This is a genomic window from Pseudomonas yamanorum (genome assembly GCF_900105735.1).
GTDB classification, from domain to species: domain Bacteria; phylum Pseudomonadota; class Gammaproteobacteria; order Pseudomonadales; family Pseudomonadaceae; genus Aquipseudomonas; species Aquipseudomonas yamanorum.
This window is the reverse complement of the sequence record NZ_LT629793.1, coordinates 607767-628448: the sequence shown is the minus strand read 5'-3', so window position 1 is coordinate 628448 and position 20682 is coordinate 607767. Positions and strand designations below refer to the sequence as shown.

The following is a 20682-nucleotide window of genomic DNA, read 5'->3' as shown; positions in this document are numbered from 1 at the left end:
GGCCCGGTTTTCGTGGAACCGGGCCTTCTCCATGTTGCTCTTGGAAATCAGCTGCGCTCGAGCGCCAGTGCGACGCCCTGACCTCCACCGATGCACAGTGTGGCCAGGCCTTTCTTGGCGTCGCGCTTGATCATTTCATGCAGCAGGGTCACCAGCACACGGCAGCCTGATGCGCCAATCGGGTGGCCGATGGCAATCGCGCCGCCGTTGACATTGACCTTCGCCGCGTCCCATTCCAGCTCTTTGCCCACTGCCAGTGACTGTGCGGCGAAGGCTTCGTTGGCTTCGATCAGGTCCAGGTCGCCCAGGTTCCAGCCGGCCTTGTCCAGGCAGCGGCGGGTGGCCGAAACCGGGCCAATGCCCATGATCGCAGGATCGACGCCGGCGTTGGCGTAGCTGGCGATGCGTGCCAGTACCGGCAGGCCCAGGGCCTTGGCTTTGTCTGCGCTCATCAGCAGCACGGCAGCCGCGCCGTCGTTGAGGCTGGAGGCATTGCCGGCGGTGACGGTGCCGTCTTTCTTGAAGGCCGGCTTGAGCTTGGCCAGGGATTCAGCGGTGGTGCCCGCGCGTGGCTGTTCGTCCACGGCGAAGGCCACCGGGTCGCCCTTGCGCTGGGGAATCAGGATCGGCGTGATCTCATCGCTGAAACGCCCGGCTTCAATCGCCGCCGTGGCTTTTTGCTGCGAGGCGGCGGCGAAGGCGTCCTGGGCTTCACGGCTGATACCGTACTTGTCCACCAGGTTCTCGGCGGTGATGCCCATGTGGTAGTCGTTGAACGCATCCCACAGGCCGTCGGTGATCATGCTGTCGATCATTTTCGCATGGCCCATGCGCAGGCCGGTGCGAGCGGCCGGCAATACGTACGGGGCCAGGCTCATGTTCTCCATGCCGCCGGCGATGATCACCTCGGCGTCACCGCAACGGATCGCTTGCGCGCCGAGGTGCAGGGCCTTGAGGCCCGAACCGCAGACCTTGTTCAGGGTCAGGGCCGGTACGGCGTGGGGCAGGCCGGCGAGGATCGAGGCCTGGCGGGCCGGGTTCTGGCCGCTGCCGGCGGTGAGCACCTGGCCAAGGATCACTTCATCCACCAGCGCGGGGTCGATGCCGGTTTGCTCCAGCAGGCGACGGATCACCGCAGCCCCCAGCTCCGGGGCCGGGATGCTTGCCAGCGAACCTTGGAAGCTGCCCACGGCGGTGCGGGTGGCAGCAACAATCACGACGTCTTGCATGGAATCTGTCCTCACTGGAAGTGCATTTCTGGAACATGGTCCGGGACGATCAGTTTACCGGCTGTCTTGCTGACGATCTCTTCAACACTGACGCCAGGTGCGCGTTCCTTGAGGACAAAAGCGCCATTTTCGATTTCCAGGTAGGCCAGGTCTGTCAGCACGCGCTTGATGCAGTTGGCGCCGGTCAGCGGCAGGCTGCAGCGGCTCAATAACTTGGACTCACCGTCCTTGGACGCGTGGGTCATGATCACGATGATGTTCTCGGCACCGGCCACCAGGTCCATCGCGCCACCCATGCCCTTGACCAGCTTGCCGGGGATCATCCACGAGGCGATGTTGCCCTGTACGTCGACTTCAAAGGCGCCAAGCACGGTCAGGTCGACGTGGCCGCCGCGAATCATCGCGAAGGACTCGGCCGAGGAGAAGATCGACGCGCCAATACGTGCGGTGACGGTCTGTTTGCCGGCATTGATCATGTCGGCATCGATGGTTTCTTCAGTCGGAAACGGACCCATGCCCAGCAGGCCGTTTTCCGACTGCAGCATCACTTCCATGCCCTCGGGGATGTAGTTGGCCACCAGGGTCGGGATGCCGATGCCGAGGTTGACGTAGAAACCGTCCTGCATTTCGCGGGCGACGCGTTGAGCCATTTGTTCGCGGGTAAGAGCCATTGTTTGTCTCCTTATTGTTTGGACTGGTGGATTATTTGCGGAGGGTGCGCTGTTCGATGCGCTTCTCGAAGGTGCCGCAAATGATCCGGTCGACGTAGATCCCTGGGGTATGGATATGCGCCGGGTCCAGCTCGCCCGGTTCGACGATTTCTTCGACTTCGACCACTGTGATCTTGCCGGCAGTGGCGGCCAACGGGTTGAAGTTCTGGGCAGTGTGGCGGTAGATCACGTTGCCGAAGTGGTCGGCTTTCCAGCCTTTGACGATGGCGAAGTCGCCGGTGATGGATTCTTCCATCAGGTACGGGCGACCGTTGAATTCGCGGGTTTCCTTGCCTTCAGCGACTGGCGTGCCGACGCCGGTGGCGGTGAAGAAGGCCGGGATGCCGGCACCGCCTGCGCGCAGTTTTTCGGCGAGGGTGCCTTGGGGCGTCAGGACCACTTCGATTTCGCCGCTGAGCAGTTGCTTCTCGAACAGGGCGTTTTCACCGACGTAGGACGCGAAGACCTTGCTGATCTGCTTGCCTTCCAGCAGCAGGCCCAGGCCGAAGCCGTCGACGCCGCAGTTGTTGGAGACCACGGTCAGGTTGCGGGTGCCTTTGCGCTTGATTTCGGCAATGAGGTTTTCCGGGATGCCGCACAGGCCAAAACCACCCGCCAGCACCGTCATGCCATCTTCCAGGCCTGCCAGCGCCTCTTCATAGGACGCTACGCGTTTATCAAAACCTGCCATATGCACCTCTTTTATTGTTTGTGGGCCAGCCATATGAACCGAGTGTTGCGCTGACGGATTGATTTGTTAAGTTGTTTTTTAAGGTTGATTGATTTAAAAAACAGCATAGTCGTCAGCCATCGGGAGAAGCTTCATGACAGTTAAACAGATGCGCGCCTTTCTTGCCGTGGCCCAGACCCTCAGCTTTGCGGCAGCCTGTGAGCGTTTGCATCTTTCCCAGTCGGCCTTGAGCTTGACCATCAAAGGTCTGGAGGAAGGCCTGGGCGGACGCTTGTTCAGCCGCAATACCCGCAATGTCGCGCTGACCCCCGAAGGTGAATCCCTGCTGCCCTTGGCCCGGCGCCTGATCGCCGACTGGGACAATGCCGAGGATGAGTTGCGTCAGCGCTTCACCTTGCAGCGCGGGCGGGTGACGGTGGCAGCGATGCCGTCGTTTGCCGGGAACCTGCTGCCGCCGATCCTGAAGATTTTTCGGGCGCGCTATCCCCAGGTCAACGTAACGGTGAATGACGTGATCAACGAGCAGGTGCTGGAAATGGTCCGCGATCGCCAGGTGGAACTGGGCGTGGCGTTTGAGCCTACGGAAAGCTCGTCGCTGGTGTTTACCCCGTTGTATGTGGATCGCTTTGTCGCGGTAGTGCCCGGTGACTCGGCGTTGGCGCGCCGGTCCGATATCGACTGGCACACCCTGCTGGAACAACCCTTCATCACCTTGCAGCGACCGTCCACGGTGCGGGTGATGCTGGAAGAACACCTGAAGGCGCTGGACATGAAGCTGCCGGTGGCCCTGGAGAGCCATCAACTGGCGACGGTGGGCAAGATGGTTGCCAGTGGTTTGGGCGTCAGCGCAGTGCCGGCGTTGTGTGCGCGACAAATGCAGGAGGCAGGCGCCCATTGCATCACCTTGAGCGATCCGGTGATTGAACGGCCGATTGGTGTATTGACCAAGCCGGGGCACGAACTTTCGGCAGCGGCCCAAGCCATGTTTGATATTTTTTGCGATGAAGCGGGGAAGGGGCGTTTTCCGGCGTTGTTGCAATAACCGTCGGCCATAAAAAAGCCTGCTCGTTTAAGCGAGCAGGCTTAAGTAATCAGTGCGTAGTTATCAGCAGTATCTGTCGATCACTTTAACGTGCGAATGGCCTTTAAGGTTCTGCCACTCGGTATTAAGTGTATGAAAGACCTGCTCGATAAAGTTGCGATCAGCGGCGGCTTTCTTGCCGACATAACCCTGGCCGCGGCGGTACATCTTCAGGCGCGCTGCCAGTTCACGGTTATTCCTGTCGAACTCTTCTTCCACGGTATGGGGCGCCAGGCAGTCAATATGGACCTGGCCCGATTTACCAATCCAGAGGATATGGTCGTCGAGCGTGTCTTTCTGCGCTGCGAACATCTCAGCCAATTCTTCGATAGTTGGTTGGTTGTTCAGATTCATGTGTAAGCCCCTTGACCAGTTGGCGATCTTTAGTTGATCCATTAAAACTACTAAGTTGTCTCCGGCTCAGAAAACCGGGCGTCAGCGACTGTCTGCCGAATACGGGCAGGGTCTTGAACCGATGCATGTAGTCTTGCTGATGAACTGCTACGCAATGGTTTCATAACGAAGACAAGCAGCGTTTGAGCTCCTTGTACCGATCCTTTCGGGCCGGTCAGCTTCATCAATCTGCCTTGTGGGCAGTGCACATCCGGAAAAAACAGCTCGGCGGTCAGACGAGCTTGTTCAAAACACGTGTTACCAACGCTCCCGATCCGGGAGACGCTTGAATCATGCAATTACAAAATGGTTACGTCAACGATTATGTAGTGATTATTTTTGAGCACTACATAAATCCCCGTGGGACGGGGATGAGAGCGGAAAGCGTGACTTGAGCGTCATTTTTTGTGCGGGTGAGTCTAGGGTTTGGCAACGCTTTTGTGGCGAGGGAGCAAGCTCCCTCGCCACAGAAAAGCAGGATTGGGCTATCCCAGGCGTTCTGTCAGCAACGGCAACAAAAGCTCGCAGGACGCTTCGATCTTGAGTTGCAGCAGCTCATCGCCCCGTGTCTTGCCCAGATTGATGGCAATCACAGGCTTGCCCTGCTCAACCATCGCCTTGCACAAGCGAAACGCTGAATACGCCATCAACGATGAACCCACCACCAGCAGTCCTTCTGCGTCGTCCACCGCCGCCATCGCCTTGGCGGCCGTGCCCTGGGCGACGTTCTCGCCGAAAAACACTACATCCGGCTTCAGCCGTTGCCCGCCGCAATGGGGGCAGCGGGGCACCTGGAAGCGTCCTTCAAAGGCCGGGTCCAGCAGGGTGTCACCGTCTGGTGCCTGAACCGCGTCCACACCCGCCAGGTACGGATTCTCCGCTTCCATCTGGCGCTGGATCAGGTCCCGTTCGCTGGTCTGCTGGCAATCCAGGCACAGCACCCGGTGCAGGCTGCCGTGGAGTTCGATCACATCATGGCTGCCGGCCTGGTCGTGCAGGGTGTCGACGTTCTGGGTGATCAGCCCGGTAATGCGCTGGCGCTGCTGCAAGGTGGCCAACGCGATATGCGCCGCGTTCGGCTGTGCGACACACACCCTCGGCCAGCCGAGCATCGCCCTGGCCCAGTAGCGGCGGCGTGCCTCCGGGGTTGCGAGGAACTCCTGGTACATCATCGGCGCCTTGCCCCGGCGCACGCCTTCGCTGTCGCGATAATCGGGAATCCCCGAAGAGGTGCTGATACCCGCACCGGTCAGCACCAGGAAGCGCCGTTCGGCCATGGCCCGGTGCAGGCTGTCGAGCTGGTTATCGACTTGATGTTGCAGGGTATCGAGCATGGGGTCCCCAATGATTATTCGCCGCGAATGTACTGCTCCAGCTGTTTGATCAAGTCGGCCTGTTCGGCAATCGCTTCCTTGACCAGGTCGCCGATGGATAGCAGACCAAGGAGCTCGCCGTTCTCTACCACAGGCAGGTGGCGCAGATGTCGGTCGGTCATGATAGTCATGCAGGTCTCGACAGTCTGGTGAGTGTCGACGGTGATCACCGGTGAATTCATGATCTCGTGGGCTTTGGTCGTCACCGAAGACAATCCATGGAGGATGACCTTACGGGCATAGTCTCGTTCACTGATGATGCCCACCACCTTCCCGTCCTGGAGCACTGGCAAGGCCCCGACGTTTTTCGACGCCATCACGATCAAGGCCTCAAATACCGTATGGTCGTGGGGGATAGTGTGGACTTGCTGGTTTTGCTGGTCTTTGGACTTCAGCACTTGGGCAACGGTTTTCATGGAGGCCACTCCGGTGTTGTTATTGTTGGGAGGTTAGCAGGCCCTACAGAATCCTGGATGGCCCGCGGCAGGGCAAGGTCCAAAGCGGCATACATCCCGTCGAAAAACGTCATTGTCGCGACTTTTTAGTGCCTCTCAGCCTTTGTTTGCCGGTTTCGCCGCCCGCTTCGGGCTGGTGGCTGTCTTGCGCTTGGCCGGTTTGCGTTTGTTTTTCCAAGGCGTAGCGCCACGTCCTGCCGGGCTGGCCGGGCCGCTGATGGTCAGGCGCATGCCGGTGCAGCGGGTGACTTGCTTGCTCATCCACGCCGCCTGCTTGGCCACGAACTCCTCCAGGCTCATCTCACCGCTCTGCACCATGTCCAACGCCTGTTCCCAGATGGCCGTGGTGCCGGGGTCGGCGATTGCCCGTGGCACCGCATCGATCAGGCTGAACGCGGCAGGCGTTGCCGACAGCGCCTTGCCGTTTTTCACCAGGTAACCGCGATCCAGCAGGCCCTGGATAATCCCGGCGCGGGTGGCTTCGGTGCCGATCCCGGTGGTGTCCTTGAGCTTTTGCTTGAGCAGCGGATCTTCCACCAGCTTGGCGACGTTTTTCATCGCCTTGATCAGGTCGCCTTCGGTGAAGGGCTTGGGCGGCTGGGTCCACAGGTCCTTGAGGTTGACCTTGGCCACGGTGTAGTCCTGGCCTTGAACCAGTTTCGGCAAGGACTGCGGCGCAGGTGCTTCACGGCCCTTGGCCGGCGCCAATGCTTCCGGCAATGCGCGTTTCCAGCCAGGTTCCACGATGACTTTGCCAACTGCCCGCAAGGCTTCACCGGCGCAGTCGAAATCGGCCTGGGTGCGGTCGTATTCATGGTTGGGAAGGAACTGCGCGAGGTAGCGGGCGCGAATCAGGGTGTACACAGCGCGATGCTTGCCGGTCAGTTGCCCGACATCCTTGCCGGCGCCGGTGGGAATGATGCCGTGGTGCGCACTGACCTTGGCGTCGTTCCAGGCCCGTGAGCGACGTTGTGGGTCCATGTGCGGCATCAACGCGTTCACTGCCGGATCGGCCCGGCCCAGCGCCGCGAGAATTTTCAACGCGTCGCCGTGCTGGCTAAGGGGCAGGTAGCCGCAATCGCTGCGCGGGTAAGTAATCACTTTGTGGGTTTCGTAGAGCGACTGCGCAACATCCAGGGTTTCCTGAGCGCCGAGGCCGAGTTTTTTCGAGCAGATTTCCTGCAAGGTGCCGAGGTCGAAGGGCAGGGGCGCCACGTCGCGCATCCGCTCGGTACGCAGTTTGACCAGTCGCGCACTGGCGGCGTTGCTCATGGCGTTGGCCGCGTCCCGGGCAAGCTCCGGATTGAGGCAACGGCCCTGATCATCACAGGCGTCTTCGGTCGCGCGCCATTGCGCAGTGAAGGTGATGTTGTCGTGGAGCAGGTCCACATCGATGGCCCAATAGGCGACGGGTACAAAGTCGGCAATGCTGCGGTCCCGGTCTACTACCAACCGCAGGGTCGGGGTTTGCACACGCCCAACCGGCAACACACCCTGATAACCGGACTGTTGGCCCAGCAGGGTAAACAGGCGGCTCATGTTCATCCCGATCAGCCAGTCGGCGCGGGAGCGGCCAAGTGCCGAATGGTAGAGGCTGAAGGTTTCTGCACCGGGCTTCAACGAGGCCAGGGCCTTGCGGATGGATGCGTCGTCGAGGGCCGAGAGCCACAGTCGCTGGATGGGGCCGCGATAACGGCAGTGCTCCACCAGTTCCCGGGCGATCATCTCGCCTTCGCGGTCGGCATCGGTGGCGATCACCAATTCCTGGGCTTCCCCCAGCAGACGCTTGACCGCCTTGAACTGGCTGGCGGTCTTGGGCTTGACCAGCATCTTCCACTTCTCGGGGATGATCGGCAGGTCGGCCAGCACCCAGCGCTTGTACTTGGCGTCGTAGCTGTCGGGCGGGGCGGTTTCCAGCAGGTGGCCGATGCACCAGGTCACCGTCACGCCTGAACCCAGCCAACAACCGTCGCCACGCCGGGTCGCGCCGAGCACGGCGGCGATATCCTTGGCCTGGGACGGTTTTTCACAGAGGAACAGCCGCATGGTCACCACATTCGTTACGAAATTGAATGGGGAGCAGGATGAGCAATAAATCAGAATTGGGCAACTTTTATCTGGATGGATATACAGCAATTTGTGTGTCTGGTGCTAAACCCAATGTGTGCGGGCTTGCTCGCGAAAGCGGTGTATCAGTCAACCTATCCGGCGACTGACACTCCGCATTCGCGAGCAAGCCCGCTCCCACACTGAATCTCCAGCGTCAGCCGGATCGAAGTTTAGTTATTGTCGATATCCACGTTCTTGGTCTCTTTCAGGCAAATCAGCCCCACGATCAGGCTCACCCCGGTAATCACCACCGGGTACCACAGGCCGTAGAAGATATCGCCGGTGTACACCACCAGCGCAAACGACACCGTTGGCAGGAACCCACCAAACCAGCCGTTACCAATGTGGTAAGGCAGCGACAACGAGGTGTAGCGGATGCGTGTCGGGAACAGCTCCACCATCAGCGCTGCCAGCGGGCCGTAGCACATGGCAGCGATCAGGATCAGTGCCACGATCAGCACCACCACCATGGTTTTGTTGACTTGCGCCACGTCTGCCGACTGCGGATAACCCGCCAGCGTCACCGCGCCTTTCAGGGCAGCTTCGTCGTAACCATCGATACGCACATCACCCACGCTCACCTGCACTGCGCTGCCCGCCGGGGCGGCCGCGCTTTCATACGGCAGGCCCTGTTTCACCAGGAAGGTCTTGACCTTGTCGCACGGGCTGTCAAACCGCGCCTTGCCCACCGGGTCGAACTGGAAGGTGCAGGTGGCTGGATCCGCCAACACCGTGATCGGTGACTGGCGGCTCGCATGGTCCATCGCCGGGTTGGTGTAGTGGGCCAGGCCCTTGAAGATCGGGAAGTACAACGCGGTGGCCAGCAGCAGGCCGACCATCAACACCGGCTTGCGCCCCAGTTTGTCCGAGAGCCAGCCGAAGAAGATGAAGAACGGCGCACCAATCACCACGCTGATGATCAGCAGCATGTTGGCCAGTGCCGGGTCCATCTTCAGAAACTGCGTGAGGAAGAACAGCACATAAAACTGTGCGGCATAAAACGTCACGGCTTGCCCAGCGTTAATGCTGAACAGCGCAATCAGCACGATCTTGAGGTTTTCCCATTTGCCGAACGACTCGCGGATCGGCGCCTTGCTGGCCTTGCCTTCCTCTTTCATTTTCAGGAACGCCGGCGACTCGTGCAGGCTCAGGCGGATCCAGGTGGAGATGCCCAGCAGCACGATCGACAGCAGGAACGGCAGGCGCCAGCCCCACACTTCGAATTGGTCACCGGTGAAGTAACGGCACGCCAGCACCACCAGCAGCGACAGCAACAGGCCGAGGGTCGCGGTGGATTGAATCCAGCTGGTGTGGAAGCCGCGTTTGCCCGCCGGTGCATGCTCGGCCACGTAAGTGGCCGCACCGCCGTACTCGCCGCCCAGCGCCAGGCCCTGGAGCATGCGCAGTGCCACGAGGATGATCGGTGCGGCGATGCCGATGCTTGAATAGGTGGGCAGCAGGCCCACGCAGAAGGTCGCCAGGCCCATCAGGATGATGGTGGCGAGGAAGGTGTACTTGCGGCCGATCATGTCCCCCAGCCGACCAAACACCAGGGCGCCGAACGGGCGCACCACAAAGCCGGCCGCGAAGGCCATCAGGGCGAAGATAAACGCCGTGGTGTCGTTGACCCCGGCAAAGAACTGCTTGCTGATCACCGCCGCGAGGGCGCCGTAGAGGAAGAAGTCATACCACTCGAACACCGTCCCGAGGGAGGAGGCGAAGATGACTTTCTGCGTGTCGTTGCTCGAGCGTGCGCCGAGCGCCGGGTCCAGGGGTTGAGCGTGTTCTGACATTGGGTAGCCCTCACAGTGATTATTTATTGTTGTTCCACTGTCGGCGCCGAATCGGCGCCGCTGTTCAGATTGCGGTGACCAGTTCTTTCTCCGGGGCGAGGCTCCTTGTGTTCGGCGAAAGGATAAGCTGCGCGGCTTTTTCCGCGATCATCAGCGTGGGTGAGCAGGTGTTGCCTGAAGTAATGCGTGGCATGACTGACGCGTCGGCGATGCGCAGGCCCGGAATGCCGTGCACCCGCAGTTGCGCGTCGACCACGGCGTCCTTGTCGCTGCCCATGCGGCAGGTGCCCACCGGATGGAAAATCGTGGTGCCGATGCGGGCAGCGGCTTCTTGCAGTTGTTCGTCGGTTTGCAGTGCTTCGCCGGGCAGGTATTCCACCGGGTTGAACTGTTTCAGGGCCGGTGCCGAGACGATGCGACGGGTCAGGCGAATGGCGTCGGCGGCCACTCGCAGGTCTTCCGGATGGCTGAGGTAGTTGGGCCGGATCAGTGGCGCGTCTGCCGGGTTGGCCGAGCGTATGTCGATGCGGCCACGGCTTTGCGGGCGCAGGTCACACACCGAGGCGGTGAAGGCCGGAAAGGCGTGCAGCGGTTCGCCGAAGCGCTCCAGGGACAGCGGCTGTACGTGGTATTCGAGGTTGGCCGACGTCTGCTCCGGTCCGGAGCGGGCGAACGCGCCAAGCTGGCTGGGCGCCATGGACAGTGGGCCGCTGCGGTCGTACAGGTAGCGCAGGCCCATGCCCATCTTGCCCCACACGGTGCCCGCGATCTGGTTAAGGGTGCGGGCGTTTTCCAGCTTGTAGATCAGGCGCAGTTGCAGGTGATCCTGCAGGTTGCCACCGACGCCGGGCAACTCGTGCAGCACGTCGATACCCAAGGGCTTGAGCACGCTGGAAGGGCCGATGCCGGAGCGTTGCAGGATGCCGGGCGAACCGACGGAGCCCGCGCACAGGATGATTTCCTTGCGCGCCCGCCATGTGACTTGCTGGCCCTGCTGGCGAGCAATCACCGCGGCAGCGCGGCCGTTCTCCAGCAGTACGCGGTCGACTTCAACTTCAGTCATCACCGTCAGGTTGGGCCGCTGGCGGATCGGCTTGAGAAACGCCTTGGCCGCATTCCAGCGCACTCCGGATTTCTGGTTGACCTGGAAGTAGCCGCAGCCTTCGTTGTCGCCCTGGTTGAAGTCGCTGATGCTCTCGATACCACTCTGCTGCGCGGCATCGCGAAACGCGTCGAGGATCGGCCAGTGCAGGCGCTGTTGTTCAACCCGCCACTCACCGCCGTCACTGTGGAACTCCGAGGCGCCGGCAAAATGGTTTTCGCTTTGCTTGAACAGTGGCAGCACGTCCTTCCAGGCCCAGCCGGGATTGTCCTCCGCCCAGCCGTCATAATCCCGGGCCTGGCCGCGCATATAGATCATGCCGTTGATCGACGAACAGCCGCCCAGCACCTTGCCCCGTGGATAGCTCAGCGCACGGCCTTGCAGGCCTTCCTGGGCTTCGGTCTTGAAGCACCAGTCGGTGCGCGGGTTGCCGATGCAGAACAGATAGCCGACGGGAATATGGATCCAGGGATAGTTATCGCGACCGCCGGCTTCAAGCAACAACACGCGATGGGCAGGGTTGGCAGACAGTCGATTGGCGAGCAGGCAGCCTGCGGGGCCGGCGCCTACCACCACGTAATCGTATTCAGCAGCTGCAGAATGCATCTGTGACCTCGCTTGTTTTTCTTATTGGCTCCATCCTAGTTGTTAGTTTTCGTCTTAAAAATGTTAGTTTTTACCCAGCTGCTGTGCGTTTTTAGACAGCGATGCTTTCAAGGTGGAGAGCGGAGGCGATATGTTCGACTGGAATGATCTGCGGTTCTTTCTTGAGTTACAGCGTAGCGGACGCCTGCTCACCGCGGCGCAGCGTTTGAAAACCACCCACGCCACCGTGGCCCGGCACATCGAGGCCATCGAGAAGAGCCTGGGCACCGCACTGTTCGTGCAGCACGCACAGGGCTACGAACTCACGCCTTCCGGCGAAGCCCTGCTCAAACACGCCGAAGCCATGGAAAACGTGGCACTGCTGGCCGAAGAAGAACTGACCCATTCCGCCGCGCCCCTGGGCAAGATTCGCCTGGGCGTGGCTGAAGGTCTGGGGGTGATGTTTCTCGCCAGTCGCATGGGCGGCCTGTTCGAACGCTACCCCGGCCTGGAAGTGGAACTGCTGGCGGTGCCGCGCTTCGTCAGCATCCTCAACCGCGAAGCGGAAATCAGCATCCACCTGGAACGCCCCAGCGTCGACCAATTGGTAACCCGCAAACTCACCGACTACCGCCTGGCCCTCTACGCCAGCCGCAGCTATCTGGACCGCACGGCACCGATTGAAAAGCGCGAGGATTTGGCGGTGCATGCCTGGATCGATTACGTCGACGATTTGCTGTTCAGCCAGGAACTGAAATTCCTCAGCAGCTTCTGCCGCAACCCCAAAGTGGTGTTCCACAGCACCAGCGTGATCGCCCAGCACCAGGCCGCGCGTTCGGGGTTGGGGATTGCCGTGTTGCCATGCTTCATGGCCGCGAGCGACCCGGAACTGGTGCCGCTGTTGCCGGGGGAGAGTATCCAGCGCAGCTACTGGATCAGCTCCCGGCGCGAGTTGCACAAGTCGGTAAGGTTGCGGGTGTTGTGGGATTACCTGGTGGAACTGTGCGCGCGGGAGCAAGGGGTTTTGTTGGGGGAGGGTTAGAGCTTCACCACCTGATGCACCTGCTCCCCACAGGCACGGATCTCATTGATCATCTTTTCAAACGGCGCGCTGACAATTTCATCGTGGGTCAGCCAGCGTATCTTCTGCACCAGAAGGTAGTGATAACGCCATTCGCCCTTGACGCGTTCACCCGTCAAGTCCAGGTCGTACCACGGCGAGTGCACCTGGCAGGCCTTGATGTCCTTGTCGATCTGCCCACCCGACAGTGCGATGGTGTAATCCAGCGTCTCGGGGTTGCCTACATACAAGTCCGCCAGTTGCCCGTTGCGGCGATAGTTGAGCAACCCGTCCCATTTCTCCTGCAGCAAGGCATCGTTGTAGACGTGGTCATTGCCTAAGGGCTCCAGGGGCCGCATGTCCGTCAGGTTGGCGCTGACCTTGTAGCTGGCCGGGATCAAGAAGGCCGTGGCGGGGCGCTCGACCTGGCAGTCGGTGATCTGTTTGCCGAAGTTGTCGCAGATGTTCTGGTCGCTGGCGGTAGCGCCTTGCTGGCGGTCGGCGAGGCTCAGTTGCATCAGCGGCATACCGCGAAAATCAACGGTGGCCGAGACGCGGGCGGTGCCCTGGGCGTCGAAGCGTTCTTGCTTGTCGAGGATCAACGTGATGGCGGCAGGTTGCAGCGGAATGTGTTCTTCACGTACCTGGCCCTCGGCGTTGGTCACCAGCACCCAGCGGTCCTGGATGTCGGGCAGGGTCTGGCCTGGGGCGAAGACCGGGTTGGTCGGGTCCAGCCACCACACTTGGCCATCGACTTCGGCGCGGACAATGGCGTGGTTCGGTGCGCCGGTGCCGGGAATCAGCAGCGGGTTGACCACATCACCTCGGCTGACCCAGGCGGGTTCGGCCTTGATTCCGCTGGCCTTGAGCATGGCCGCCAGCAATGTCGAAAGGTCTTTGCAGTCGCCGTAGCCGTGCTGTTCGATCTCGGCCAGGCTGAAGGGCACGTAGCCGCGATCCGAGGCGCGCCAATCGCCCAGGTAACGATAGTGGTCGTTGATGTGCTGCATCAGGCCGGCCACTTGCTGCGCCGGCGGCAGGCCGCGAACGGAGGCCACGGCGGCGGCACCCTGGGGCGGCAGCTTGGCGCTGAGGATCTGGTTGTAGCGTTCGGCAAAATTGCCGAAGTACTGCTGGCGATCCAGGGAGCTGCCGACTTCGATGCGCGGGGTGTGGCGAATGTAGGCGTTGGCGGATTCGTTGATGTAGCTGAGGTACGTCGGAGCCTTTTGCACCACGTCCAGGGTCTTGCGATTGGCCGATGGGGTAATGCTGAAACCCTCCATCAGTTCGCTGCGCCACTCGATGGGCCGCTCGGCGGTGAAGCGTGCCTTGAAGTGGTCGCGCCGTGCGGCGCTGGGGCCGAACTGCAAGGCGTAGTAGAACTCGGTCATCAGCGGTTTGGCGGGATAGTGTTCGCGCACCGTGTAGCGGATTTGCGTGCCGACCCGCAGGTTGGGGAATGCCAGCGAGGTCTGTTTTTCCCGGGAGAATCCCTGGTCAGGATTGGGGGCGGTGCGGGTGTCGATTTGTGCCTGGTCCAGGGGCACCGGTTTGCCGCCGGGCTGGGTGGACTCTGCCTTGAGCAGTTCAAAGCCGTCCTCTTCCTGATAGCTGAAGTCGATCCGCGAGAGCATTTCCCGGCCGCTTGGCTTGAGGATGGTGTAGTGGTAGCGCGTGGTGCAGTCGACGCTGGCGTCGCGGTTGAAGTGGCAATGCAGCTCGGTGTCACTGGCCAGCGGGGCTTCGGCCATTGGTTGCAGGGCGGCAAACGCGCTGTGGCTGGCAAGCCCCCAGCTGATGCAGATCAGGGGACGGTAAAACGAAAAACGGTGCATGGGCGCCTCAGGTGGAACATTGACACAAGTACCCTACGGGTACCGAGAAGGCGCCGGATGATAATGGATCGCAACACGAATGCCTAGCATTGTCGGACAATTAATTTCGCTGAAAGGCCCGAGATAGAGCCTTCGTTAATGTTTTAAGGATTATTTTGCGAGCTCAAACTCGACACTTCCCAGTCGTTCGCCGTTCACCAACACGTGCACTGCGTGCTTGCCTGGATAGTGTTTGCGCGTGGTCAATTCACGAATGTGTTGGCCGCGGCTGATGGCGTGATGCTCCCCGGCACCCAGGGTAAATGCCTTGAGCTTGAACACCTTGGACGCGCTGTGACCGGCGCTTTTCACATAGTCGATGGCGTAGTCGACCACCAGCTTTTGTGGGGTGTCGGCGATGGATTCCAGGCTGAAAGAGAGGTTGATCCGGTCGCCCAGGTTAATCACCGCCGGCTCAACCTTGAGCTGATGGAGCTTCACCTCGGCCTTGGCCCCCGCACCCATGATCGTCAGCGCCCGGGTGTTGCCTTGCTTGATGAGGCTGCGCAAGGCGTGGCGGGCGATCCAGGCGGTGTGGGGGTTGGCCAGGGACCAGCCTTCGATCAAGGTCAGCACCCAGTCGGGATGGTCCTTGGTGATGTCGTTGAGGTGGTTGGCCACTGACTTGCGCACGTAGAGGCTGCTGTCGGCCTTGAGGTTATCGAGGATCGAGGCACACAGGTTAGGGTCGGCTTGCACCTCGGCCAGGCGAAACGACCACGGCAGGCGTGGCCGTGAACCTTCGCTGGCGAGGCGTCGTACGTGTTCGTTGTCATCCAGCGACCATTGCTGCATCACCGCCAGGGTGCGCTTGAAATCCTTCAGCAGAAAATACCGCACGGCAAACTCGGCGGAGCCGAAGGTGGTGAAGTACTTGAGGGCGGCCATGGAACGCTTGAAGTCTTCGCCGCCGTAGCTCGCGACGTAGTGGGGCAGGAACAGGCTGACAAAGGCACTGTTCAGCCGGGGCGCCAGGGCATACAGCAACTTCAGCGTTTGGGGGTAATCCAGCGGGATCACGGCGTGCAGGCTTTCGCTGACCCGCGCCATGCGCTGCATCACCGACAGGTCCGCGAGCCCGGCCTTGGCGTGTTTGAGAAAACCCTTGGCGTCGAACGCCGGGTACACCGCAGTCATTTCGGTGGCGATGTGTTGCAGGCGTTCGGCGTTGAAGATTTCCTTCAGGGCCGGGGCGCTTTGGTCGGTCATGGGCAAGTCCGCAGATGAAGTTGGCCATCAGATTACATGCAATACCCGATAGCGCACGCCCCACGTCGTAGCAGCTGTCGAGCCTGGGCGAGGCTGCGTTGGCGGTGTGTCTGATACACCGCTGACGCAGCCTCGCCAAGGCTCGACAGCTGCTACGGGGAGAGGTTGAGGGTTAGAGGTACCAGCGATATTCCCGCGCATGAATTTCCTGCTGGAATGCCAGGTGGTCCTGGCGTTTGTTTTCGCAATACACGTCGACAAACTCGGCGCCCAGGCCTTCGCGCAATGCCGGCTGATGTTGCATGGCGCGCACTGCTTCGAGCATCTCCAGGGGGAAATCCGTGCCGCTGTTGCGGTCTTCGTTCAGCGGGGCGATGGGTTCTTTGGCCGCCTCAAGACCGTGTTCAAGCCCTACCAGAATCGCCGCCAGCACCAGGTACGGATTGGCATCGGCACTCGCCAGGCGATGTTCGATGCGCAAGTTGCGCGGGTCGGATTCAGGGATTCGCACACACGCGTCGCGGTCTTCATAACCCCAGCACGCGCGGGTGGCCGCGTTGACCGTGCCGCCGAGCCGGCGGAAGGCGTTGTGGTTGGGCGAAAAGATTGGCATGCAATGGGGCAGCAGTTGCAGACAGCCGGCCACCGCGTGGCGCAACGGTTGCTGTTGATGGGCCGCCAGCAGGTTATTGCCCGCAGCATCGTACAGGCTGACGTGTACGTGCATGCCACTGCCAGGATGTTGCAGGTAGGGCTTGGCCATGAAGCTGGCGCGATAGCCATGCTTGAGGGCCACGCCACGGGTGCTGCGGCAGAACAGGGCGGCCCAGTCGGCGGCGCGCAGGCCGTCTTCCAGGTGGCCGAAATTGATCTCGAACTGGCCGGGGCCAAGTTCGGCGGTGATCACCGTGATGTCGATGCCCTGGGCCTTGGCGGTCTCGACCATGTCGTCCAGTACCGGGGCGAAACGCGACAGGCGCTCGATGTGTAGATTGGGCTGGTCGTCGGCGTCATCACTCAACGGGTCGCGGGCGAATTGCGGCAGGCCATCGCTGAGCTTTTTATCGAACAGGTAGAACTCCAGCTCAAACGCGACTACCGGGTGAATGCCCTTGCGGTGCAGGCGCTCCAGCACTTTGGCCAGCACTTCCCGGGGTTCGAATTCGATGGGCGCTTCGGTGCCATCGGAGGTGATCAGCATCTGCCCCAGGGGCTGCGCTTCCCAGCTCACCGGCTTTAGGGTACCGGGCACCAGGCGGCGATTGGCGTCCGGGTCACCGTCGTGAAAGCAATAGTCGCCAATCTTGAACAGGCCGCCCTGGGCACCCAGCAGTACCGCGTTCTGCGGCAGCTTCAAAGGGCTGCCGGCGGCGACCTTTTCCAGCATGTCCACCGGGTAGCGCTTGCCGTAGAAATGCCCGGGAATGTCCAGGGCAATCAGGTCGACATAACGCACATCGGGATGGTTCTGGCGAAAGGTCCGGACTTCGGCCAGCAGCGTGGAGGAATGGCTTTTCACGGGTGACGCTCCTTGGTGTGCCTTCAGTTGTAGACCCACAGCACACGGGCTGGCAGGTCAGTCAGGTTGCCGTAGCGGCAGTGGGCGAAACTGGCCAGGTGGAAGCTGTCACCCGGGCGCAAGGTGACCGAGTCGGCCTCGCCCTCAACCCACAGTGTCAACTCGCCTTCCAGTACATAACCGGCCTGTTCGGCACGGTCGCTCATGGTCTGTTCGCCACTGTTGGCGCCGGGGGCCAATAGGCTGTCGAGCATCGAGAACGCGCCGTGCATGCTCGGCGACACCAGGATGTCGGTGATGCCATTGGCGTAATACACCGTGCGCCGTTCGTTGGGGCGGGTCACCCAGTCCACCGCCTTGGGTTTGGACAGGCTGTAGAAATAGGTGGTGGGCACCCCGAGGGCGTGGCTGATGGCCGTGAGGTCGGCGACGGTAGGGCGCGACAGGCCGCGTTCAACCTGGGACAGGAAACCTACGGAACGCTCGATCTTTTGCGCGAGTTGCGCCAGGGTGAGCTTCTTGTGCTTGCGCAGGTCGTGAATCAGGATCGCCAGGGCGTCGAGTTCTTCTTGCTTGTCCATGGGCGCTTCGTGAAATTCTTATCAAGAAATTTCATGAAAAATTACAGGATTAATTTCATGGAGGCAATGGGTATGGAGTTGGCGGAGCATTTACGCAGCCTGGAACAGGAGCTGCACCAATGCACCACCCGTGCAGATGCGACGCGGTTGTCGGTGCTGCTGGCGGATGATTTCGTCGAGTTTGGTGCCAGTGGCAACGTGTGGGGCAGTAAGGACGAGGTGATCGACGGTTTGCAGGACGAGGTGTTCTCTGCCCGAAGCATCAGTGACTTTGCATTGAAGCTGCTGGCCGAGGGCGTGGCGTTGGTGACGTATCGCTGCCAACGGGCGGCGACTGAGGCCAATGCGGCGGGGGAGTCGTTGCGCAGTTCGGTGTGGCGCGAGACCGGCGGGCGGTGGCAGATGGTGTTTCATCAGGGCACGCCGACGCGTCAGCGTGCACCTGTGTAAGTGTCGGCAGGTTCAGGCCGTGTGCTTGACCTCAAACCCCAACAGGCTTACATCATCACGATGCCCCAGCAGCTCGGCCACCACCGACGTTGGCGACTTGTGCTTGTAGGTGTTGTAGTTGTTAACCGAGTCCTGGAACAGCTGACGGGTGAACCCGACGCGGCTTTCCAGGCTGGCAATGTCCGCGGCGGGTGACGAGGCGTTTTGCGCCGCCGCCAGTTGTTGCTCGGCCTCTTTGAATTGACCGAAGGCTTTTTTGCAACGATCGAGCAGCGCCACCAGTTCCCGGTAGGTGCCGAACACGTAAAGCGCGAGCAAGGTGACAATAGTCACGAAAATGATGATGACGTGGGTACCAGTCATTGGACTTCCTGGGCAGCTGGAAAAAAGAACCAATCTTATCTGATTAATCGTCGCCTCGGTCGTTGGCCATCCATCCATCCGCCGCTTCAATCACTGCGCTGAATGATTCTTCGCGGCTGCGGTCGGAATCTTTACGCGTCATTCATTGAAGGAAGTGCCCATGAAGTCCAGATCCCTTGTTGCCTGCCTGCTGGTTGCCGCGAGCCTGTCCGCCGCCAGTCTTACCGTCCAGGCCGCTGATACTCCGCAAAAAACCGTGCAGCCTTCAAACATCAATACCCGTGACCTCAAGACCGGCGACCGCGCGCCAGACATTCTGATGCGTAAGGAGTCGGCCATTGCCGACTGGAAGAAACATGGCCTGAAGCAGCCGGAAGAAGACAGCCAGTGGGCCCGGGTAAACGACAAGTACGTGTTGCTCAAAACCACCAACGGCACGATTCTCGACATCACGCCGGTTAAAAAATAAGGCGTCAGCGGGATGAGCGACCGCGTCCTCATCCCGCTGCATTTGATTTTTGCATAAATGCATAAATCAGCATTTATTTCGTCTCATCTTGCGTTAAGGTACATCCGCTTGCGGGTCGCAATGGCCTCGTTACCTTGACCAGAATGAGAGCAGGATGCTTGCCACAATAAGAAACTACCCACGTACCGTGAACCTGCTGCTGTCGGCCACGCTGATCCTCACGCTGGCCAAAGCCATCACGTTTCCGTACCTGGTGATCTACCTCACCAACCACTTTGCCCTCGACATCAGCCAGGTCGGCCTGGTCATCGGCAGCTCATTGATCGTCGGTTCGCTGCTGAGTGTGTATGGCGGTTTCCTGGTAGACCGCATCAGCAGTTACCGGCTGTTGCTCAGCTTGAGCGTGGTGTTTGCCCTGGGGTTTATCGGCACGGTGCTGGCTCGGGAAATCTGGTCGTTCTACAGCTGCCTGATCCTGATCAACCTGGCGTACGCGGTGATCGACATTGCGATCAAGTCCGGGTTTGCCAGCCTGTTGCCGGAGGATGAGCGCAGCGAAGCGTTTTCCATCAAGTACACCCTGACCAATATCGGTTACGCCGTAGGGCCGTTTTTTGGCGCGATGATAGCCAAGCTCGATATCAGCTTGCCGTTTATCCTGTCGGCCGTTCTGGGCCTCGGATTTTTCCTGCTGTATTGGCGTTGGGGCGACCGCACCTTGGCCACCGTCGACACCACGCAAAAGCCGGTGTCATTCCTCGCCGTGGGCCGCGTACTGCTGCGGGATCATCGGCTGGTGTGCTTTACCATCGGCGGCCTGCTCAGTGCCGTGGTGTTCGGCCAGTTCACCGCGTACCTCTCGCAATACCTGGTGACTACCACCACCGCTGAATACACCTACACCATCATCAGCGCGGTACTCACCACCAACGCCGTGTTGGTGATTGCCCTGCAATACGCGATTGGCCGGAGGATTTCCCACCGTTACCTGAGCCAGTGGCTGATCTTCGGCCTGGGCATGTTCATGCTGGGAGTGATCGGTTTTGCCCTGGCGAGCAACGTGTGGTGGTGGATAGTCGCGATGGCGATTTTCACCGTGGGTGAAATCGTGGTGTTCCCGGCCGAGTACATGTTTATCGACCGCATCGCCCCGGACCATCTGCGGGGCATGTATTACGGCGCGCAAAACCTCTCCAACCTCGGCGCTGCCCTGGGGCCGGTGCTGTGCGGGCTGGTACTGGCCAGCCTGCCGGCCCACTACATGTTCTACATGTTGGCAGCGTTTATCGTCGGGGGCGGGGTGTTCTATTTTATCGGGGCGTCGTTGAAGGCACGCTCACTGTAGGCGCGAGGTCCTACAGTGGGCGTAGCGGCAGGTCATCCAGCCTGAGTTTGCCGACGGTGTTGCTCTGCAATTCGTAACGCAACTCGTCGACCATCTTTTCCACTTCCTGCGGGGTCTGCAGCTTGTTGACGCTGATCCCGGTGACCACCAGGTCCACCCGGCCGCTTTCGGCATCGAAGACTTTGAGGGTCAACGAGGCGTCACGGCACAGGGTGAACTCGCAGGTCAGGGGCGACAGGGCCTCTTCGATGCAGTTGCGCAGTTGGGAGAGCGTAAACATTAGGGCTC

General features: G+C 60.6%; 20 protein-coding genes. 5 read left to right on the top strand and 15 right to left on the bottom strand.

Going from position 1 to position 20682, the window contains the following annotated elements:
- Window positions 1-47: 47 nt before the first annotated feature.
- From BLU46_RS03040 to BLU46_RS03030, 3 genes are read right to left on the bottom strand one after another with little or no spacing between them, the layout of a single operon-like run.
- Window positions 48-1229 carry an acetyl-CoA C-acetyltransferase gene (locus BLU46_RS03040; protein WP_093198419.1) on the bottom strand — a complete coding sequence of 394 codons (1182 nt, stop codon included), beginning with the start codon at window positions 1227-1229 and terminating at the stop codon, window positions 48-50.
- Window positions 1230-1240: 11 nt separating this feature from the next.
- Window positions 1241-1900 (bottom strand): CoA transferase subunit B, encoded by a 660-nt coding sequence (locus BLU46_RS03035; RefSeq protein WP_017475483.1) that lies wholly within the window; start codon window positions 1898-1900, stop codon window positions 1241-1243.
- A gap of 31 nt (window positions 1901-1931) precedes the next feature.
- The gene (locus BLU46_RS03030; protein WP_063031241.1) at window positions 1932-2630 is read right to left on the bottom strand and encodes a CoA transferase subunit A; all 699 of its coding nucleotides are present in this window, start codon (window positions 2628-2630) and stop codon (window positions 1932-1934) included.
- A gap of 133 nt (window positions 2631-2763) precedes the next feature.
- On the opposite strand from BLU46_RS03030, the gene BLU46_RS03025 reads away from it, so the two are divergent.
- Window positions 2764-3672: a LysR family transcriptional regulator gene (locus tag BLU46_RS03025; RefSeq protein WP_093198416.1), complete on the top strand. Its 909-nt coding sequence runs from the start codon at window positions 2764-2766 to the stop codon at window positions 3670-3672.
- Between the two features lie 63 nt (window positions 3673-3735).
- On the opposite strand, the gene BLU46_RS03020 is transcribed toward BLU46_RS03025, so the two are convergent.
- From BLU46_RS03020 to BLU46_RS02995, 6 genes are all read right to left on the bottom strand, one after another.
- On the bottom strand, window positions 3736-4065 hold the full coding sequence (locus tag BLU46_RS03020) for a hypothetical protein (RefSeq protein ID WP_063031237.1): 330 nt from the start codon (window positions 4063-4065) through the stop codon (window positions 3736-3738).
- A gap of 524 nt (window positions 4066-4589) precedes the next feature.
- Window positions 4590-5438 carry an NAD-dependent protein deacetylase gene (locus BLU46_RS03015; RefSeq protein ID WP_063031235.1) on the bottom strand — a complete coding sequence of 283 codons (849 nt, stop codon included), beginning with the start codon at window positions 5436-5438 and terminating at the stop codon, window positions 4590-4592.
- Window positions 5439-5452: 14 nt separating this feature from the next.
- Complete coding sequence (locus tag BLU46_RS03010; protein ID WP_063031233.1) at window positions 5453-5893, bottom strand: CBS domain-containing protein; 441 nt, start codon at window positions 5891-5893, stop codon at window positions 5453-5455.
- 135 nt (window positions 5894-6028) lie between these two features.
- On the bottom strand, window positions 6029-7978 hold the full coding sequence (locus BLU46_RS03005) for a DNA topoisomerase III (protein ID WP_063031231.1): 1950 nt from the start codon (window positions 7976-7978) through the stop codon (window positions 6029-6031).
- A gap of 233 nt (window positions 7979-8211) precedes the next feature.
- A complete protein-coding gene (locus BLU46_RS03000; RefSeq protein WP_010172258.1) occupies window positions 8212-9834 on the bottom strand; it encodes an MFS transporter in 1623 nt (540 codons plus the stop codon).
- A gap of 64 nt (window positions 9835-9898) precedes the next feature.
- Window positions 9899-11542, bottom strand: a complete 1644-nt coding sequence (locus tag BLU46_RS02995; RefSeq protein WP_093198411.1) for a GMC family oxidoreductase — start codon at window positions 11540-11542, stop codon at window positions 9899-9901.
- Between the two features lie 130 nt (window positions 11543-11672).
- Here BLU46_RS02995 and BLU46_RS02990 point away from each other — a divergent pair, with 130 nt between their 5' ends.
- The gene (locus tag BLU46_RS02990) at window positions 11673-12563 is read left to right on the top strand and encodes a LysR family transcriptional regulator (protein ID WP_093198406.1); all 891 of its coding nucleotides are present in this window, start codon (window positions 11673-11675) and stop codon (window positions 12561-12563) included.
- Here BLU46_RS02990 and BLU46_RS02985 read toward each other — a convergent pair.
- From BLU46_RS02985 to BLU46_RS02970, 4 genes are all read right to left on the bottom strand, one after another.
- On the bottom strand, window positions 12560-14419 hold the full coding sequence (locus BLU46_RS02985) for a DUF3857 domain-containing transglutaminase family protein (RefSeq protein ID WP_093198402.1): 1860 nt from the start codon (window positions 14417-14419) through the stop codon (window positions 12560-12562). The genes BLU46_RS02990 and BLU46_RS02985 overlap by 4 nt on opposite strands.
- 150 nt (window positions 14420-14569) lie before the next feature.
- Window positions 14570-15667, bottom strand: a complete 1098-nt coding sequence (locus BLU46_RS02980; RefSeq protein WP_093198397.1) for a DNA alkylation repair protein — start codon at window positions 15665-15667, stop codon at window positions 14570-14572.
- A 172-nt stretch (window positions 15668-15839) separates the two neighbouring features.
- Window positions 15840-17186: a glutamine synthetase family protein gene (locus BLU46_RS02975; RefSeq protein ID WP_093198392.1), complete on the bottom strand. Its 1347-nt coding sequence runs from the start codon at window positions 17184-17186 to the stop codon at window positions 15840-15842.
- Window positions 17187-17209: 23 nt separating this feature from the next.
- A complete protein-coding gene (locus tag BLU46_RS02970; protein ID WP_063031219.1) occupies window positions 17210-17767 on the bottom strand; it encodes a helix-turn-helix domain-containing protein in 558 nt (185 codons plus the stop codon).
- 57 nt (window positions 17768-17824) lie between these two features.
- On the opposite strand from BLU46_RS02970, the gene BLU46_RS02965 reads away from it, so the two are divergent.
- A complete protein-coding gene (locus BLU46_RS02965) occupies window positions 17825-18217 on the top strand; it encodes a nuclear transport factor 2 family protein (protein ID WP_231988866.1) in 393 nt (130 codons plus the stop codon).
- Window positions 18218-18229: 12 nt separating this feature from the next.
- Here BLU46_RS02965 and BLU46_RS02960 read toward each other — a convergent pair whose 3' ends face one another.
- Complete coding sequence (locus tag BLU46_RS02960; protein WP_093198387.1) at window positions 18230-18580, bottom strand: LemA family protein; 351 nt, start codon at window positions 18578-18580, stop codon at window positions 18230-18232.
- Between the two features lie 160 nt (window positions 18581-18740).
- Here BLU46_RS02960 and BLU46_RS02955 point away from each other — a divergent pair, with 160 nt between their 5' ends.
- Together BLU46_RS02955 and BLU46_RS02950 are read left to right on the top strand one after the other, a co-directional pair.
- Complete coding sequence (locus BLU46_RS02955) at window positions 18741-19049, top strand: RcnB family protein (protein ID WP_017475469.1); 309 nt, start codon at window positions 18741-18743, stop codon at window positions 19047-19049.
- Window positions 19050-19203: 154 nt separating this feature from the next.
- Window positions 19204-20394: an MFS transporter gene (locus BLU46_RS02950; RefSeq protein WP_093198382.1), complete on the top strand. Its 1191-nt coding sequence runs from the start codon at window positions 19204-19206 to the stop codon at window positions 20392-20394.
- 10 nt (window positions 20395-20404) lie between these two features.
- On the opposite strand, the gene BLU46_RS02945 is transcribed toward BLU46_RS02950, so the two are convergent.
- A complete protein-coding gene (locus BLU46_RS02945; protein WP_003211585.1) occupies window positions 20405-20674 on the bottom strand; it encodes a DUF1652 domain-containing protein in 270 nt (89 codons plus the stop codon).
- Between the last annotated feature and the right edge of the window lie 8 nt (window positions 20675-20682).